The sequence below is a fragment of the Actinomadura livida genome (assembly GCF_014648675.1).
Classification (GTDB): Bacteria; Actinomycetota; Actinomycetes; order Streptosporangiales; family Streptosporangiaceae; genus Spirillospora; species Spirillospora livida.
The window spans coordinates 54,638-70,647 of the sequence record NZ_BMRO01000022.1 but is presented as its reverse complement, the minus strand read 5'-3'; the positions used below and the strand labels follow the sequence as shown (position 1 = coordinate 70,647).

The following is a 16,010-nucleotide window of genomic DNA, read 5'->3' as shown; positions in this document are numbered from 1 at the left end:
GCGGGGGATGTCCCTGACGCTCGATCTGGCCGGCAAGACCGCCGTGGTGACCGGTGGCGTGCGCGGGGTCGGGGCCGGCATCTCGCGCGCCTTCCTGGAGGCGGGCGCCGACGTCGTCGCCGTCGCGCGGCGCGAGCCGGAGTCGCTGCCCGAGGCGGGCGGCCGGACGGCGCGGTTCGTCTCGCTCGACGCCCGCGACCCGGACGCCGCGCAGGCGTTCGCCGACGGCCTCGACCGCGTCGACGTGCTGGTCAACAACGCGGGCGGCGCCCCGTTCCTGCCGCTCGCCGAGGGGCCCCTGCGCACCCACCTCAAGATCATCGAACTCAACCTCGGCTCGGCGCTGATCATGTCGAGAGTGCTGCAGCCCCGGATGCTGGAGACGGGCGGCGGCTCGATCGTCAACATCGGCAGCGTGAGCGGCGTGCGCCCCTCGCCCGGTACCTCCGCCTACGGCGCCGCCAAGGCCGGCCTGCACAGCCTCACGCGGTCCCTGGCCGTCGAGTGGGCGCCGCACGTCCGGGTCAACACGCTCGTCCTCGGCATGGTCCGGACCGAGACCGCGCACCTGCACTACGGCGACGAGGAGGGGATCGCGGCGATCGGGCGCACCGTCCCCCTGGGCCGCCTCGGCACCCCTGACGAGGTCGGCGTCGCGTGCGTGTACCTCGCCTCGGACCTGGCCGCCTACGTCACCGGCACGGAGATGCTGATGCACGGCGGGGGAGAGCGGCCCGCCTTCCTGGATGCCGCCACCGTGAACAAGGGCCCGAACGAGAAGGAGTCGCGATGATCTGCAAGGACCGGGTGGTCGCCGTCACCGGAGCCGGGCGCGGGCTCGGCCGCGCGCACGCCCTGGAGTTCGCCCGGCAGGGCGCGCTCGTCGTCGTCAACGACCTGGGCGTCGCGCGGGACGGCACCGGCGACGCCGCGGAGGGGCCCGCGCAGGACGTCGTCCGGGAGATCGAGGCGCTCGGCGGGCGGGCCGTGGCCAGCACCGACGACATCGCCACCGACGCCGGCGCCGCCGCGCTGGTCGAGACGGCGACCGGCGCCTTCGGGCGGCTGGACACGCTCGTCAACAACGCCGGGTTCCTCCGGGACCGCATGCTGATCAACCTCGGCGAGGACGAGTGGGACGCCGTCATGCGCGTCCACCTCAAGGGCCACTTCCTGCCGCTCAAGCACGCCGGCCGGTACTGGCGCGCCGAGAGCAAGGCCGGCCGCCCGGTGGACGCGCGGGTGATCAACACGTCCTCGGGCGCCGGGCTGCTCGGCAGCGTCGGGCAGGGCAACTACTCCGCCGCCAAGGCCGGGATCGTCGGGCTCACGCTCGTCGCGTCCGCCGAACTCGGCCGGTACGGGGTCACGGTCAACGCGATCGCGCCCGCCGCCCGCACCCGGATGACCGAGGAGGTCTTCGCGCAGACGATGGCGGCCCCCGCCGAGGGCGAGTTCGACGCCATGGCACCGGAGAACGTCTCCCCGCTCGTGGTGTGGCTCGGCTCCGCCGGGTCGCGGGACGTGACCGGCCGGGTCTTCGAGGCCGAGGGCGGCAGGATCTGCGTGATGGACGCCTTCCGGCACGGCCCGGCGGCCGACAAGGGCGCGCGGTGGGACCCCGCCGAGGTCGGCGGCGTCGTCAAGGACCTGCTGGCGAAGGCGCCCGCCCCCGAACCCGTCTACGGCGCGGGCTGAGCGCCGGGCGGGGCGGCGGAATGGCGTCCGGGGGAGCGGCGTTCTAACCGGTGCCACCGGAAAACGGATCGCCCTCCGCGGGGCGTTCCGGCTACGGTGCGAGGGTTCGTGGGGTGAGCGGAGCCGACGGCCTGGGACCCTATCCTTGTCGATGCCTATGGGGACGCCTGTGACACCGCCGCTCGCCGATCTGCGCGCGCGCCTGCCGGAGCTGATGCTGCGCGACCAGCACCGGCTGCGCCGCCGGGTCGAGGGCGTGCGGAAGATGCGCGACGCCGGGCGGCAGGCCCGGGTCGCCGCGGAGATCACCGCCGACGTCGAGGCCGCCGAGCGGCGGGTCGAGCGGCGGCGGCTAGCCGTACCCGCGATCACCTACCCCGAGCAGCTGCCGGTCTCGCGGAAGAAGGACGACATCCTCGCCGCGATCCGCGACCACCAGGTCGTGATCGTCGCGGGGGAGACCGGCTCCGGCAAGACCACCCAGATCCCCAAGATCTGCCTGGAGCTGGGCCGGGGCGTGCTCGGCTCGATCGGGCACACGCAGCCGCGCCGGCTGGCCGCCCGCACCGTCGCCGACCGCATCGCCGAGGAGCTCGGCACCGAGCTCGGCGACGCCGTCGGCTACAAGGTGCGCTTCACGGACCGCTCCAGCGACGACACGCTCGTCAAGCTGATGACGGACGGCATCCTCCTCGCCGAGATCCAGACCGACCGGCTGCTCCGGCAGTACGACACGCTCATCATCGACGAGGCGCACGAGCGCAGCCTGAACATCGACTTCCTGCTCGGCTACCTCAAGGAGATCCTGCCGAGGCGCCCCGACCTCAAGGTCGTCATCACCTCGGCGACGATCGACCCGGAGCGGTTCTCCGAGCACTTCGGCGGAGCGCCGATCGTGGAGGTGTCCGGGCGCACGTACCCGGTGGAGGTCCGGTACCGGCCGGTCACCGACCCGGACGACCCGTCCGCCGACCCGGACCGCGACCAGATCCAGGCGATCGTGGACGCCGTGGACGAGCTCGGCCGCGAGGGCCCGGGCGACGTGCTGGTGTTCCTCAGCGGCGAGCGGGAGATCCGCGACACCGCCGACGCGCTGACCAAGCACTTCACCCGCAGGAAGACCGCCACCGACGTCCTGCCCCTGTACGCGCGGCTCTCCGCGGCCGAACAGCACCGGGTGTTCCAGCCGCACGGCGGGCGGCGGGTGGTCCTCGCCACGAACGTCGCCGAGACGTCGCTGACCGTCCCGGGCATCAGGTACGTCGTCGACCCGGGCACCGCCCGCATCTCCCGCTACAGCCACCGCCTGAAGGTGCAGCGGCTCCCGATCGAGCCGGTCTCGCAGGCGTCGGCGAACCAGCGCAAGGGACGCTGCGGGCGCGTGGCCGAGGGCGTGTGCATCCGGCTCTACTCCGAGGAGGACTTCGAGTCCCGGCCGGAGTTCACCGACCCGGAGATCCTGCGCACGAACCTCGCGTCGGTCATCCTGCAGATGACCGCGCTCGGCCTCGGCGACATCGCCGCGTTCCCGTTCGTGGAGCCGCCGGACCGCCGCAACGTCAAGGCCGGCGTCGACCTGCTCCACGAGCTGGGCGCGATCGACCCGGCCGAGAAGGACCCGCGCAAGCGCCTCACCCCGCTCGGCCGCCGCCTCGCCCAGCTGCCCATCGACCCGCGGCTGGCCCGCATGGTGCTGGAGGCCGACCGGAACGGCTGCGTCCGCGAGGTGCTGGTCATCGCGGCGGCGCTGTCGATCCAGGACCCGCGGGAACGCCCCGCCGAGCACCAGCAGGCCGCCGACGAGGGGCACCGCCGGTTCGCCGACCCGACGTCGGACTTCCTCGCGTACCTGAACCTGTGGAACTACCTGCGCGAGCGGCAGAAGGAGCTGTCGGGCAGCGCGTTCCGCCGCATGTGCAAGAACGAGTTCCTGCACTTCCTGCGCATCCGCGAATGGCAGGACCTGCACGGGCAGCTCAAACAGGTCGCCAAGTCCCTCGGCGTCACGGTCAACACGGCCGACGCCCCGCCCGACCGCATCCACATCTCGCTGCTCGCGGGGCTCCTGTCGCACATCGGGCTCGCCGACACCGACAAGAAGGACGCCAGGAAGGACGCCCGCAAGGACGGGCGGCGGCGCGGCCAGGAGTACCTCGGCGCCCGCGGCGCGAAGTTCGCCGTGTTCCCCGGGTCGTCGCTGTTCAAGAAGCCGCCGCGCTGGGTGATGTCGGCGGAGCTGGTGGAGACGTCCCGGCTCTGGGGCCGCGTGAACGCCAGGATCGAGCCGGAGTGGATCGAGCCGCTCGCGCAGCACCTGGTGAAGCGCAACCACAGCGAGCCGCACTGGTCGAAGAAGCAGGCCGCGGTCATGGCGAGCGAGAAGGTCACCCTCTACGGGGTGCCGATCGTCGCCGACCGCCGGGTCAACTACGGGAGCATCGACCCCGCGCTGTCCCGCGAGCTGTTCATCCGGCACGCCCTCGTCGAAGGCGACTGGGAGACCCACCACCGGTTCTTCCACGACAACCGCGCGCTGCTGGACGAGGTCGAGGAGCTGGAGCACCGCGCCCGGCGCCGCGACATCCTCGTCGACGACGAGACCCTGTTCGACTTCTACGACGAGCGCGTCCCCGAGGACGTCGTGTCCGGGCGGCACTTCGACGCCTGGTGGAAGAAGGCCCGCCACTCGGACCCCGACCTGCTCGGCTTCGAGAAGTCGATGCTCGTGAACGAGGCCGCGGGCGACGTCAGCGAGGCCGACTACCCGGACGTGTGGAAGCAGGGGCCGCTGCGCCTGCGGCTGACCTACCAGTTCGAGCCGGGCGCCGACGCCGACGGCGTGACGGCGCACATCCCCGTCCAGGTGCTGAACCAGGTCCGACCGGACGGCTTCGACTGGCAGGTCCCGGGGCTGCGCGCCGAGCTGGTCACCGAGCTGATCCGGTCGCTGCCCAAGCAGCTGCGCGTCAACTTCGTCCCGGCGCCCGACTACGCCCGCAAGATCCTCGACCGCGTCGCCCCGCGCACCGAGCCGCTCCTGGACGCCCTCGAACGCGAGCTGACCGCGATGACGAGCGTGCCCGTCGCGCGGGAGGCGTGGGACACGTCCCGGCTCCCCGCCCACCTGCGCATCACGTTCCGCGTCGTGGACGACGCTCCCGGCGGGCGCGGCCGCACCCTCGGCGAGAGCACCGACCTGGACGAGCTGAAACGCCGCCTCGCGGGCAAGGTGCGGGGAACGCTGTCGAAGGCGGCGTCCACCGTCGAGCGGTCCGGCCTCACCGACTGGACCATCGGCGAGCTGCCCCGCACCTACGAGCGCAGCCAGGCGGGCTACGACGTCAAGGCGTACCCCGCGCTGACCGACGAGGGCGACAGCGTCGCCGTCCGGATGTACGAGACCGAGGCGGAGCAGCGCCGCGCGATGTGGCTCGGCACGCGGAGGCTGATCCTGCTGAACGCGCCGTCACCGGTGAAGCTCATCCAGGGCAGCCTCACCAACAAGGGCAAGCTCGCCCTCAGCCACAACCCGCACGGCTCCGTCGCGGCCCTCTTCGACGACTGCGTCACCGCCGCGGCCGACCGGCTCATCGCCGAGGCCGGCGGGCCCGCGTGGGACGGGGACGCCTTCCGCGCACTGTACGACCGGGTCCGCGCCGACCTGCACGACGCGACCGCGCAGATCGTCGGCCTGGTCGAGCGCATCCTGGCCGAGGCGCACGAGGTCGACCGCCGGCTGCGCGGCACGACGAGCCTGACCCTCGTCCCGGCGCTGACCGACATCCGCGGCGCCCTCACCGCGCTCATCCATCCGGGGTTCGTCACGGCGACCGGATGGGGACGGCTGCCCGATCTGCCCCGTTACCTGCGCGCCCTGCAGATCAGGCTCGACAAGCTCCCCGAGAACCCCGGGCGCGACCGGATGCTCGCGCAGCAGGTCGGCGTCCTGGCGCAGGAGTACGAGCAGGCGCTTCGCCGCCTGCACCCGGCCCGCCGGGACGAGGAGCCCGCCCGGCAGATCCGCTGGATGCTGGAGGAACTGCGGGTCAGCCTCTTCGCCCAGCAGCTCGGTACGCGCTTCCCGGTCTCCGACAAGCGCATCCGCAAGGCCATGGCCCAGCTCTGACCCGGGGGTGCGGCGGCACCGATTCCCGGATACGAATGGGATCATGGAATTGAGAGACTTCTACCCGCCGGTCGAGCCGTACGACTCGGGGCTGCTCGACGTCGGCGGCGGGAACCGGATCCACTGGGAGCTCTGCGGCGACCCGGACGGCAAGCCGGCGGTGTTCCTGCACGGCGGCCCCGGCGGGGGCCTGCTGCCCGACCACCGCCGGTTCTTCGACCCGTCCGCCTACCGGATCGTGCTGTTCGACCAGCGCAACTGCGGCCGGAGCCTCCCGCACGCGGGTGACCCGAGGGTGCCGCTGGAGCACAACACCACGCCGCATCTGGTGGCGGACATGGAGAAGCTGCGCGAGCACCTGTCCATCGACCGGTGGCTCGTGTTCGGCGGAAGCTGGGGCAGCACCCTCGCGCTCGCCTACGCGCAGGCGCATCCCGGCCGCGTGTCGGAGATGGTGCTCCGCGGCGTCTACCTCGTCCGCCCGTCCGACGAGGCGTGGGCGTTCACCCCGGCCGGCGCGGCGCATCTGTTCCCCGCTGAGTGGGCGGCCTTCCGGGACGCGATCCCGCCCGCGGAGCGGGACGACCTGCTCGCCGCGTACGGCCGCCGCATCGGCGACCCGGATCCGGCCGTCCACGTCCCGGCGGCGAGGGCGTGGGTGGGCTGGGAACTCACCGCGAACACCCTCCTGCCCGTCCCGCCGCCGGACCTGGACGAGACCCTCGTCGTGGCGTTCGCCCGCATCACGCACCACTACATCGCGGCCGGCGGCTTCCTCCCGGACGAGGGCCTCCTCGCGGGCGTCGACCGCATCCGGCACATCCCCGCGGTGATCGTGAACGGCCGCTACGACATGAAGACACCACCGGACCAGGCGTGGGACCTGCACCAGGCGTGGCCCGAGGCGGACTTCCACATCGTCGAGGACGCCGGGCACGGCGCCGCCGAACCCGGTATTCGCGACCGGCTCATCGAAGCCACCGACCGCTTCGCCGGGCGGTGACGGCACGGCCGCGGCGACCTGCCGCCCCGGGCCGGGTACCGCGTGGTCGCCCCCACATGTACCACCCAAGTCACTGCAGCAACTCGGATCAGGTCGTAAGGTTCATTCCATGCCTAAGAGCGAAGAGCGCGACAATAGCGGCCGCGAGGGGCTGGCCGCGGCTCCCCAGGGGGGCGCGGTCTCCGGAGGCTCGGGGAACGGGGGGTCCGCCGAGACGGCGGTGGCCCGGGTGGGCGACCCGGTCACGGTGTGGCCGTGCGCCAACTGCGGGAGGCCCGTCCCGCAGCCCGTGGGCGCCGTCCGCGCCGTGCGCTACTGCCAGGACAACGACGGCGCCTGCGCGAGCGAGGCGCGCGACCGCCGGGAGCGCGGCCGGGACGCGCCGGGCCTCACCGGGCAGGTCGCCTCGGCGTGGGAGATGGTCGAGCGGCTGGAGAAGGCCGCCGACCTGCTCGCGGACTCGCTGACGTCCGAGCTGAGCGTCGCCGGCGTCGAGCGGCGCGTCGCCGAGGTGCGCGCCGAGGCCGCCCGCGAGCTCGCCGTCGCGCAGAGCGAGCGCGACGCGTCGCAGCGCCGCGCCGAGGAGGCGTGGCAGGAGGCGTCCGCGGCGCGGCAGCGCGCCGGTGCGGCCGAGGAGCAGGCCGCGCGCCTGCGCGAGGAGGCCAAGGTCGCCACCGCCAAGCGCGACGCGGCGCAGCAGGCGTGGGAGGAGGCGCACCAGATCGCGCAGCAGTCGATGACCGCGAAGCTGGCCGCCGAGAGCGAGCGCGACCGCGTCGCGGCCCGCGAGACCGAGCTGCTCGCCGCGCTGGAGAACGCCCGCGCCGAGCTCGTCGCGCTGCACGCCAGGCTGTCCGAGGCCGAGGGCGCCGCCGAGTCCCAGCGCGTCGAGGCCGCCGTCGCCAAGCAGGGCGCCGAGGACCTCCGCAACGCCATGCGCGACACCGAGGCGCAGCGGCAGCGCGCCATGCAGGCCGCGAGCAAGGCCGAGGCCGAGCGCACCGCCGCGCAGCGCGCCCAGTCCGAGGCCGAGGCGGAGGTCGTCCGCGCCCGGGCGCGCGCCGAGGAGGCCGCCAAGGAGCGCGACGCCGCCCAGGCGCAGGCCAAGGCCGCGACCGCGGAGCGGGACGAGCTCACCGCCAAGGTCAACGACCAGGCGGTCCAGCTGCGGCAGCTCGCGCAGTCGGTGGCCGAGCAGCAGGCCGCGCTCACCGCCCTCGCCGAGGAGCGCGACGCCGCCCGCGCCGAGGCCGACCGCGCCCGCCGGCAGATCGACCAGTTCACGCACAGCACGCTGTCGTCCACCGCCGTCCCGCCGGGAGGCCGGATGGCCGGCGGCGGCACCCCGGCACCCCCGGCGGGCCACCCGTACGCGGCGGGCATGCCGCCAGGCCCGCCCCCGGCCGGCGGTCCCGTGCCGAGCGGGGCGCCGGCGCCGAACGGGTCCCCGCTGGGGGCGCCCGTCCCGGTGAACCCCCCGCGGCAGCCCCAGGGACGGGTGAACGGCGCCGACCGGGAGGACCCCCTGTTCACCGGGCCCTGACCGGTGCTCAGCCGTATCTGATCGCCAGGAACAGCGCCAGCGCCGCCGCTCCCCAGATCATCGCGACGTGCCCGCGCTCGCGCGCCACGACCTGCCGCAGGCCGGTGATCCGCTGGCGGCTGAGCCGCAGGTCGGACACGGCGCGCCGGGCGCGCTCCCAGTGCACGCCCATGTAGATCGCCAGGGCCGCGACGCCGAGTAGAAGCAGCATGTTTCCGCTCATCAGACCCGCCTCCGTTTTCGCGGAAGCTCAGATTGAACAGCGGATCCGGCTGCCGCGTCCGTGTCGGGCGACACATTCCCTGGAATCCATGCGGAACCGGCCTGCCCGGACGGCTCCTCGCCAGGTGCCGGCCGGCCGCCGGTCAGCCGCCGAACCGCTCCGGGTCGATCTCGATCCAGATCTGCTCGGCGCGGCCGAGCAGGCGCCCGTCCGCCCCGTACAGGGCCGTCGCGGCGTGCATCTTGCGGCCCTCGCGGCTGCGCGCGAACCCCAGCACGACGCATTCCTCCCCGGCCTCGGGCACGTCCATCACCTGCCCGGTCATCGTGCCGAGGACGGCTGGACGCTCCGCGACGTCGAACGACCAGCCGCCGGGGCAGTCCAGCGCGGCCCAGACCAGCTCCCGCTCGGGCACCCGCTCCGGCACCCACGGCGCCGCGACCGTGCCCTCGGCGACCGGCCCCGGCTCCAGCCGCAGCCCGTCGCCCGGTTCCCGCTCCGGCCCGCACACGAAGCAGCCGGGGAACGGGTGGTACTCCGCCGCCCGGTACTTCTCCGCGGCCTCCACGGCCCGCTCGAACGGGACGGGCGCGATCGGCGGGACCACGATCGCCCCGGCGAGCGCCTCGGCGATCAGCCGGTCCCCGTGCCAGAGCCGCGCGCTGTGCCCGCGCTCGTCGTCGACCGTGACGGCCAGCTCGGTGTCCAGCGGCGGCGGCTGCCGGAGCGTCACCGTCACCGTGTCGAACGGCACCCTCCCCGCGAGGCGCCCCGCAACGTATCCGCCGTTCCCCGAACCGTCCGGCCCGTGGAACCGCCCGTCAATGATCACTTGCGTTCCCCCCGTGCAAAACCCGCGCCCCGAACAAACGGCACGATCCTAATGAACCGCCCCGACATCCCCCCGTGCCACCCCCGCGTGAAGCAGTGGAGGGAGAACTATACGGCCCGCGACGGCTGCGGGCGGCCGGGACGGGTGGTGAAGAACACCGACAGGGAGCCCATGAGGCGCGCGCGGACGGTCTCCTCGTCGACGGGACCGCCCTCGGGGACGGGGGTGCGGTCGAGGGCCCGGTCGATGAGGACGTCGATGTTGCGGTCGGCGACGAGGACGGAGCACGTGTCGCAGGCGTACCACGGGTAGAGCATGTTGAGGACGGCCACGGCGGTGTCGTCGTCCGACAGGTGCGTGGTGTCGAGCTCGACCTCGAACATGTCGGTGTCCTCGGGGTCGAGCGTGGGGTAGTAGAGCCAGCTCGGCCCGTCCGCGCCGCAGAAGTCGCAGCCCGGGTCCCGCGGGGCGGGTTCGCCGACGGCGAGTTCCAGCTCGTGGTCCCACGGCTCCACCCGCCGGTTGTGGCGGTAGCCCACGCCGTCGAGCGAACCCTCGCGGTTGTGCGTGACGTCGTGCACCTCGCCGCCGCAGCGAGCGCACATGAAGCCGATGTCCTCCATGTCCCTCCCTATCGCTGAGGCACCGGCTCTCACAGTATCCGTCCGGTGGCCTCCGTCGTACCCGGCCGTGCGATCTCCGCCGCAACGAAGATCCTTCTTGCCCGTCAGCCCGCCGGGACGCGGTGGCGGGCCAGGTGGGCGAGGACGGACTGGTTGGCCTCCCAGCCGTCCGGGAACTTGACCGGGACGCCGAGATGGACCGGTTCGGCCGAGGGGTGCGCGTCTAGCAGTTCGGGGATCCCCGCCCGCGCCACGACGACGCACGCGTGCCTGTGCCTGGACGTCAGGACGCAGAGGCGCCCCGACTCCAGGTGGAACGCGGTGGCGTCGCGGCGCCCCGAAAGCGGATGCAGGACGATGGTCATGTCGTACTCGCGGCCCTGGAGCCGGTTGGCGGTGTCGACCGTGATGCCGTCGCCGTGCGGGCCGAGGGCGGCGCGGATCGCGGCGACCTGGTCCCGGTGGGCCGCGCCGATCGCGATCCTGCCCGCGCCGGCGGGGTGCGAGCCGTGTTCGGAGTGGGCGACGGGCCCGCGCTGGAGCGCCCGGACGGCCAGCGCCGCCGTCGCGCGGACGGCCTCGGCGTCGGTGCGCAGCGTGTGCCGGGCGGGCAGCTCGTAGAGGCTCCACCCGGTCGCCGCGGCCTCTTCGAGGGCCCGGTCGTAGGTGGTGCCCATGCCGCGGGTGCCGAACTCCAGCCGCCGGTCGCCCGGCTCCGTCCCGGCGCGGAACCCGGTGAAGGGGTAGAACGCCTCCGACACCACCGGGGCGGCCGACGCGGGCAGCCGCCACGACACCGGAAGCCGGTGGACGGGCAGGTCCGGGTTGTGCGCCAGCAGGACCGACACGGCGCTGCGCATCGGATCCCACGCGAGGCCCGCCCAGCGCTCCACCTCGACGGTGGAGAACGGGTCGAGCTGGCCGGGGTCGCCCACGAAGAGCGCCCGCTCGAACCGGCCGGCGATGCGCAGCAGCATGTCGGAGCGCATCTGGTACGCCTCGTCCACGATCGCCCACGGCCACGACCCGTCCGAGAGCGTCGCCCATTTCGCCGCGGTCGCGATCACGACGGGGTGCTCGGCGAGGTCGTCGGCCTTCTGCGCGACCCGCACCGCCGGGTGCGCCAGCACGCGCTCGGACGGCACGTACCCCGACGCCGACAGGCGGCCGAGCGGCACGTCCGGATAGTTGCCCGCGATGCGTTCGATCAGGTCGTCGACCTGCTCGTTGGTCTGCGCCACGATCATGAGCCGCTCGCCCGCCTCGACCAGGTGCGCGGCGGCGCGGACGACCAGCGTGGACTTCCCGGCGCCCGGCGGGGAGTCCACGACCACGCCGCGGTGCCCGCCGGCGAGATCGGCCAGGACGGCGTCGACCACCCGCGCCGCGGCCTCCCCGGGGTCTGCGGAGGGGGGCTCCGGATCGTCCGCCGTCACCCGCACCAGGCGGGGGCCCGCGTGTTCGGTCACGACCATTCCTCTTCGGCGTCCTCGTGGGTCGGCACGTACTCCTCGGGCGGCCCGCCGTGCGTCCACGGCGTCTCCTCCCGGTCGGGGAACTTCGCCATGCCGAACGAGCCGTCCGTCAGCGACGTGAAGCACACCCGGTCGCCGGCCTCGGGGACGACGCCCGGCTCGGGCGTGAGCTTGCGGCCCATCCCGCCGGTCAGCTCCAGCAGCACGGCGCCGCCGCCGATCTCCACGATCCGGCCCTTCAGCGCCGGCCGCGCCGCGCTGCACACGGTCGTCCCGGCGTCCAGGCGCACCGGGTCGGCCGTCGCGACCCGCAGGTGCGGGCGGAGCTTGGGCCGCTTGCCCGTCTCGTCCAGCCGCGCCGGGTCGCACTCGGTGACGACGCCGCCGAACGCCTGGCCCGCGAGCCGGTGCTCGGCCATGACGAGGGGGTCGTCGAACGCCCGCTGCGCGTCGTAGGCGTCCTGGGCCCGTTCGAGGTCGTGCAGCCGCCGCGCCGCCCGGACCGGCGAGTCGCGGCGCGCCTGCGGGTACGCCTCCCCGAACGTCTGGTGGTAGTAGGTGAACGCGTCCCGGTCGCGCTCCCACCGCTTCGGCACGCTCGCGCCCTCCGGCAGCCCGCGCAGCACCTCGACGGCCCGCCACATCAGGTCCCACGTGGGGGTGAGCTGACCGGCGAGCGCGGCCCGCAGCCGCGCCTCGGCGCGCGCGCCGCCGCCCGAAGCGTCGTAGGCGGCGATCGCCGGGGCGAGGACCTCGTTGTCGAACGTCGGGTCGGTCGCCGGGCCCGCGGGCGGCCACGCGACCGGGTCCTCCGCGCGCGCCGCCGCGGCGGGGCCGTCGAGCCCGTCGGGCGGGTCGATCCAGCCCATCAGCGCGGCGAGGTTGCCGTCCTCCAGCGAGCTCTGCCCGGTCGCCCAGTGCAGCCGCAGCAGCTCGGTCATGGCGCCCAGCAGCGACGAGCCGGGATGGTCGTACCGGTCGGCGAACCACGTCAGCCACCGGCCGAGCACCGGCACCGCCGGGTCCACCGCGTACGGGCCCTCCGTGCTGCGGAACCGCGTCGACCGCCCCAGCATCCGCAGGAACGCCACGCCGCCCCGGTTCGGCACCAGCAGCTGCGGCGCGTCCCCGTAGCGGATCCGCTCCTCGCCCTCCTTGCCGGGCGGCAGCTCCTCCACTTCGCCGCGGCTCGTCTCGATATGGTTCAGCACCAGCTTGGCGAGGTCGGCCGCGAACGCGAACCGCAGATCCCGGTTGCGCGGCTGCGGCACCACCAGCAGCGCCGGATCGTCCGGCGCGCTCCCGGCCAGCACCGCCAGCGGCGCCGCCGCCTCCCCGGCCAGCCGCAGCGGCACCAGCACCAGCGGCGCCTCCGCCACATGGCAGTGCCGCACCGTCGCGAGCGGCCGCGCGACACCCGCGGCCGCGGCCTCCAGCCGCGCGAGCGAGGACAGCGCGCTCATGCCGGCCCCCCTGCGCGCCTCATCGAGGCATCACGCGACCCCTTCCAGGGCTTCGGCGCGGAGGCGGGCCGCGGTGCGCAGCTGCTCGGCCGTCTCCGCCAGGTCGTCGGACGGGGCGAGCGAGCCGTCCGCCAGCGCCAGCGCCGTACCGATCGTGTCGACGCCGCCGAGGTCGTCGCGGACGGACCGGCCGAGCGCCCCGGTCGACCCGCACGCGCGCGCCTCGTCCCTGCAGAAGAACGCCATCTCGCAGCCCGACATGCACTCGGGCGCGTACCGGGCCTCGACCGCGCGGACCGACTCGGCGAGCCGCTCCCCGGGCTCGAACGTCAGGTCGCCGGGCAGCTCCGCCAGGATGTCGTCGATGCGGGTGAGGCGCGCGAGCTGCCGTTCCAGGACGGCGAGCTGCGGCCGCACGTCCAGCGGCGTCGCCGTCGGGCGGTTGGAGAAGTTCTCCGGGCAGACGAGGAACACCTCGTGCGACACCCGCCCGGGGTCGTGGCCCAGCTCGGCCACCATCCGCCGCAGCGCCAGCACGTACACCGCCGACTGCCGCGCCGCCGCCGCGACCTGCTCGGGCTCGGCCTGCCCGTCCACGACCGCGAACGACTTGATCTCGATGACGTGCAGCCGGCCCGCGAGCTGGAAGGCGATGACGTCCGGCTCCAGGTAGGCGAACCGCCCGGCGATCTCCAGCCGCAGCAGCGGGTGGTCGAACAGCGTGCCCTCGCCCGTCTCCAGCGCGCGGGCGACCAGCCGCCGCGTCCGCGAGTGGCGCAGCTCCCGGCCCTCGTTGCCCGCGACGACCTCCAGGTCGTCGTAGGCGACCTCGGGGACGTCCAGGCCGAGCCGCTCGCGCAGCAGCGTCAGCAGCTCCGCGCACCCGTCGGCCTTCACCTGCGCCTCGAACGCGTTCCCGCGCGTGATCGCGAACTGCGACTGGCCGAACGGGGCGGGGAAGCCCAGCTCCCGCGCCACCAGGTCCTTGTCGACCCCGGCGGCGTCCATCACGCCGCGGCGGGCGCATCCCGGGTTGGACGTCAGCGCGGCGATCGTCCGGGCGTCGTGGTTGCGCGGGGCGGCGGCGCCGCGCAGCCCGTCCAGGTCGGGTGCGGTCTCGGTCATCGCTCCGTCTCTCCATTGCCGGCGGGGCGCCGCCCGGCGTCCCGCAGGGCCCGCAGGCGGCTGCCGAACAGCAGTTCCGCGTCGTCGAGCTGCGCCCGCGCGCGCCCGGCGGCGGACGCGCGCCGCCGCCGGTCCGGCTCGCGGTGCACCTCCAGCTCGGCCCGGGCGGCCTCGGCGAGCACGGCCGGATCGACGGTACCGACCGTACCGGTGACCGCGCCGGGAATGTTGGACGCGAAACGCCACAGCAGCCGCTGCGCGCCGGGGGACGGCGTCCCCCGGCCCGCGTGCTCGGCCAGCCGGACGGCGGACGTCAGGAAGTCGGTGCGCGGGCTCAGCGGGCCGACGATCCGCTGCTCCAGCGGCCAGGTGCTCACGGTGAGCAGCCCGCGCGCCGGAGCGAGCAGATCGGCGGTCAGCGCGGCGCACAGGTAGTAGGGGCGCGCGTAGGGCGCGGTGCGGAACGAGCGCTCCTCGTCGCGGCGCAGGCTGGTGAGCCGGCTCGCCGGGACGCCGCCGGGGAAGAACGCCGCGTACACCGACCCGATCAGCTTGGGCGCGGCCGGAGCGCCGAGCAGCGTCAGCGCCTGGTGCACCTGCTCCCGGACGGGCAGCAGCCCGCGCGGACCACCGTCGCGGTCCCGGTCCGCGCGGTCGCCCGCGCCGGCGTCCGCGCCGCCTTCGCCGAGGACGGCGTCGTCCCATGCCTGTTCCGCCCTGCGCAGTTCGGCGCGCAGTTCCCTCGCGTTCGAGCGGTCGCCCGCCGCCACGGCCCGCCGGACGGCGGCGCGCAGCTCGCTGATGCGCGTCTCCAGCTCGTCGGGGGTCGGGACGCCGGGGGACCGGAACATGCGGCAGACAGTACCGGAGCTTCCAGACAGTTCCCGTGTTTTCCAGTCTTTGTGGCTCTTCGTCCGAGTTCAACGGGGTGCTCCCCGTGTCGTCACCCCCGGCCGGGCGGGAAGCTCGCACGGTAGGTGGCGGCCATGTCCTCGTCCCCGTGCCCCTGCTCGATGGCGCGGCGGAACCGCTCGCCCGCGGCGTCGTTGACGTCCATCCGGATCCCGGCGGCCTCGGCGGCATCGTGGATCAGCCGGGTGTTCTTCTCCGCGTTGCGGACGGCGAAGCTCGGCTCGAAGTCGCCCGCGAGGATGGCCTTCATCTTGGCCTGGAGGTAGGCGTTGTCGAGCGGCCCGCCGGTGAAGACCTCGCCGAGCAGCGCGGGGTCGAGGCCGAGGCCCTCGGCGAGCGCGACCGACTCGGCGACGACGGAGGTCAGCGAGATCGCATAGCTCACCGCGGCGAGCTTGAGGCGGGTGCCCGCGCCGCCCGCGCCGTCCTCGGCCAGCCAGAGCGTCTTCGCGCCGACGCTGCCGAACACCGGATCGAGGATGCTCCGGGCGTCCTGCGGGCCGGCCGCGAGGACCAGGAGCTTCCCCTGCTCGGCGGGCTGCTTCGTCCCCTGGACGGGCGCGTCCACGAACATGAGCCCCTGCTCGGCGGCGAAGGCGGCGAGCGACGGCACGGACTCGACGCCGACCGTGCCCATCTGCGCCCAGACCTGGCCCCGCCGCAGCGACGGTGCCGCCTCCTTCATGACCGACATGGCCGTGTCGGCGCCGTCCAGGATGGTGATGACCACCTCGGCGTCCGCGACGGCCTCGGCGGGGGAGCCGGCCACGGTCGCGCCGTTGGCCGCGAGCGGCTCCGCGCGTGACCGGGTGCGGTTCCACACCGTGACCTGATGACCGTCCCTGAGCAGGGTGCGGGCCATCGCCGCGCCCATGATCCCGGTACCGAGCATCGCGACCGCTGTCATGCTTCCACTCCTCCGAGTTTCAACTGCCTTGTATGCGCCGTCCGCCACGGGGCGACGGCGATGTCCTTCCTACCCGGCGG

Annotated in this window: 13 protein-coding genes; 5 read left to right on the top strand and 8 right to left on the bottom strand. The window is 74.3% G+C overall.

Features of this window, described 5'->3' with window-relative positions:
- The first annotated feature begins 7 nt into the window (after positions 1 to 7).
- The 5 genes from IEZ03_RS34670 (at position 8) to IEZ03_RS34650 (ending at position 8,370) form a co-directional block, all read left to right on the top strand.
- Entirely contained in the window at positions 8 to 793 is a 786-nt protein-coding gene (locus IEZ03_RS34670; protein ID WP_184885333.1) for an SDR family oxidoreductase, read from the top strand.
- Positions 790 to 1,698, top strand: coding sequence for an SDR family oxidoreductase (locus IEZ03_RS34665; protein WP_184885331.1), 909 nt, complete (start codon positions 790 to 792; stop codon positions 1,696 to 1,698). The genes IEZ03_RS34670 and IEZ03_RS34665 overlap by 4 nt, the downstream gene beginning before the upstream one ends.
- Before the next feature lie 157 nt (positions 1,699 to 1,855).
- Complete coding sequence (gene hrpA / locus IEZ03_RS34660) at positions 1,856 to 5,824, top strand: ATP-dependent RNA helicase HrpA (RefSeq protein WP_184885329.1); 3,969 nt, start codon at positions 1,856 to 1,858, stop codon at positions 5,822 to 5,824.
- Positions 5,825 to 5,873: 49 nt separating this feature from the next.
- Complete coding sequence (gene pip, locus IEZ03_RS34655; RefSeq protein WP_221481444.1) at positions 5,874 to 6,827, top strand: prolyl aminopeptidase; 954 nt, start codon at positions 5,874 to 5,876, stop codon at positions 6,825 to 6,827.
- 109 nt (positions 6,828 to 6,936) lie between these two features.
- Positions 6,937 to 8,370: a coiled-coil domain-containing protein gene (locus IEZ03_RS34650; RefSeq protein WP_229808766.1), complete on the top strand. Its 1,434-nt coding sequence runs from the start codon at positions 6,937 to 6,939 to the stop codon at positions 8,368 to 8,370.
- A 7-nt stretch (positions 8,371 to 8,377) separates the two neighbouring features.
- Here the strand turns inward: IEZ03_RS34650 and IEZ03_RS34645 are convergent, their stop codons facing one another.
- The 8 genes from IEZ03_RS34645 to IEZ03_RS34610 form a co-directional block, all read right to left on the bottom strand.
- Entirely contained in the window at positions 8,378 to 8,593 is a 216-nt protein-coding gene (locus tag IEZ03_RS34645) for a hypothetical protein (RefSeq protein ID WP_184885325.1), read from the bottom strand.
- A gap of 142 nt (positions 8,594 to 8,735) precedes the next feature.
- Positions 8,736 to 9,425, bottom strand: coding sequence for a hypothetical protein (locus IEZ03_RS34640; protein ID WP_184885323.1), 690 nt, complete (start codon positions 9,423 to 9,425; stop codon positions 8,736 to 8,738).
- Between the two features lie 107 nt (positions 9,426 to 9,532).
- Positions 9,533 to 10,048, bottom strand: a complete 516-nt coding sequence (locus IEZ03_RS34635; protein WP_132046129.1) for a hypothetical protein — start codon at positions 10,046 to 10,048, stop codon at positions 9,533 to 9,535.
- A 104-nt stretch (positions 10,049 to 10,152) separates the two neighbouring features.
- Positions 10,153 to 11,517, bottom strand: a complete 1,365-nt coding sequence (locus tag IEZ03_RS34630) for an AAA family ATPase (RefSeq protein ID WP_229808765.1) — start codon at positions 11,515 to 11,517, stop codon at positions 10,153 to 10,155.
- Positions 11,514 to 12,986 (bottom strand): hypothetical protein, encoded by a 1,473-nt coding sequence (locus IEZ03_RS34625; RefSeq protein ID WP_184885320.1) that lies wholly within the window; start codon positions 12,984 to 12,986, stop codon positions 11,514 to 11,516. The genes IEZ03_RS34630 and IEZ03_RS34625 overlap by 4 nt, the downstream gene beginning before the upstream one ends.
- Before the next feature lie 30 nt (positions 12,987 to 13,016).
- Positions 13,017 to 14,111 (bottom strand): hypothetical protein, encoded by a 1,095-nt coding sequence (locus IEZ03_RS34620; protein WP_184885318.1) that lies wholly within the window; start codon positions 14,109 to 14,111, stop codon positions 13,017 to 13,019.
- A complete protein-coding gene (locus IEZ03_RS34615) occupies positions 14,108 to 14,962 on the bottom strand; it encodes a hypothetical protein (RefSeq protein ID WP_184885316.1) in 855 nt (284 codons plus the stop codon). The genes IEZ03_RS34620 and IEZ03_RS34615 overlap by 4 nt, the downstream gene beginning before the upstream one ends.
- A gap of 92 nt (positions 14,963 to 15,054) precedes the next feature.
- Positions 15,055 to 15,930, bottom strand: a complete 876-nt coding sequence (locus IEZ03_RS34610; RefSeq protein WP_184885314.1) for an NAD(P)-dependent oxidoreductase — start codon at positions 15,928 to 15,930, stop codon at positions 15,055 to 15,057.
- Positions 15,931 to 16,010 lie beyond the last annotated feature (80 nt).

Bases quoted from the DNA above. Each gene is read 5' to 3' on its own strand.
- IEZ03_RS34670 (WP_184885333.1), top strand. From the start codon at position 8: ATGTCCCTGACGCTCGATCTGGCCGGCAAGACCGCCGTGGTGACCGGT.
- IEZ03_RS34665 (WP_184885331.1), top strand. From the start codon at position 790: ATGATCTGCAAGGACCGGGTGGTCGCCGTCACCGGAGCCGGGCGCGGG.
- hrpA (WP_184885329.1), top strand. From the start codon at position 1,856: ATGGGGACGCCTGTGACACCGCCGCTCGCCGATCTGCGCGCGCGCCTG.
- IEZ03_RS34650 (WP_229808766.1), top strand. From the start codon at position 6,937: ATGCCTAAGAGCGAAGAGCGCGACAATAGCGGCCGCGAGGGGCTGGCC.
- IEZ03_RS34645 (WP_184885325.1), bottom strand. From the start codon at position 8,593: ATGAGCGGAAACATGCTGCTTCTACTCGGCGTCGCGGCCCTGGCGATC.
- IEZ03_RS34635 (WP_132046129.1), bottom strand. From the start codon at position 10,048: ATGGAGGACATCGGCTTCATGTGCGCTCGCTGCGGCGGCGAGGTGCAC.
- IEZ03_RS34625 (WP_184885320.1), bottom strand. From the start codon at position 12,986: ATGAGCGCGCTGTCCTCGCTCGCGCGGCTGGAGGCCGCGGCCGCGGGT.
- IEZ03_RS34620 (WP_184885318.1), bottom strand. From the start codon at position 14,111: ATGACCGAGACCGCACCCGACCTGGACGGGCTGCGCGGCGCCGCCGCC.
- IEZ03_RS34615 (WP_184885316.1), bottom strand. From the start codon at position 14,962: ATGTTCCGGTCCCCCGGCGTCCCGACCCCCGACGAGCTGGAGACGCGC.
- IEZ03_RS34610 (WP_184885314.1), bottom strand. From the start codon at position 15,930: ATGACAGCGGTCGCGATGCTCGGTACCGGGATCATGGGCGCGGCGATG.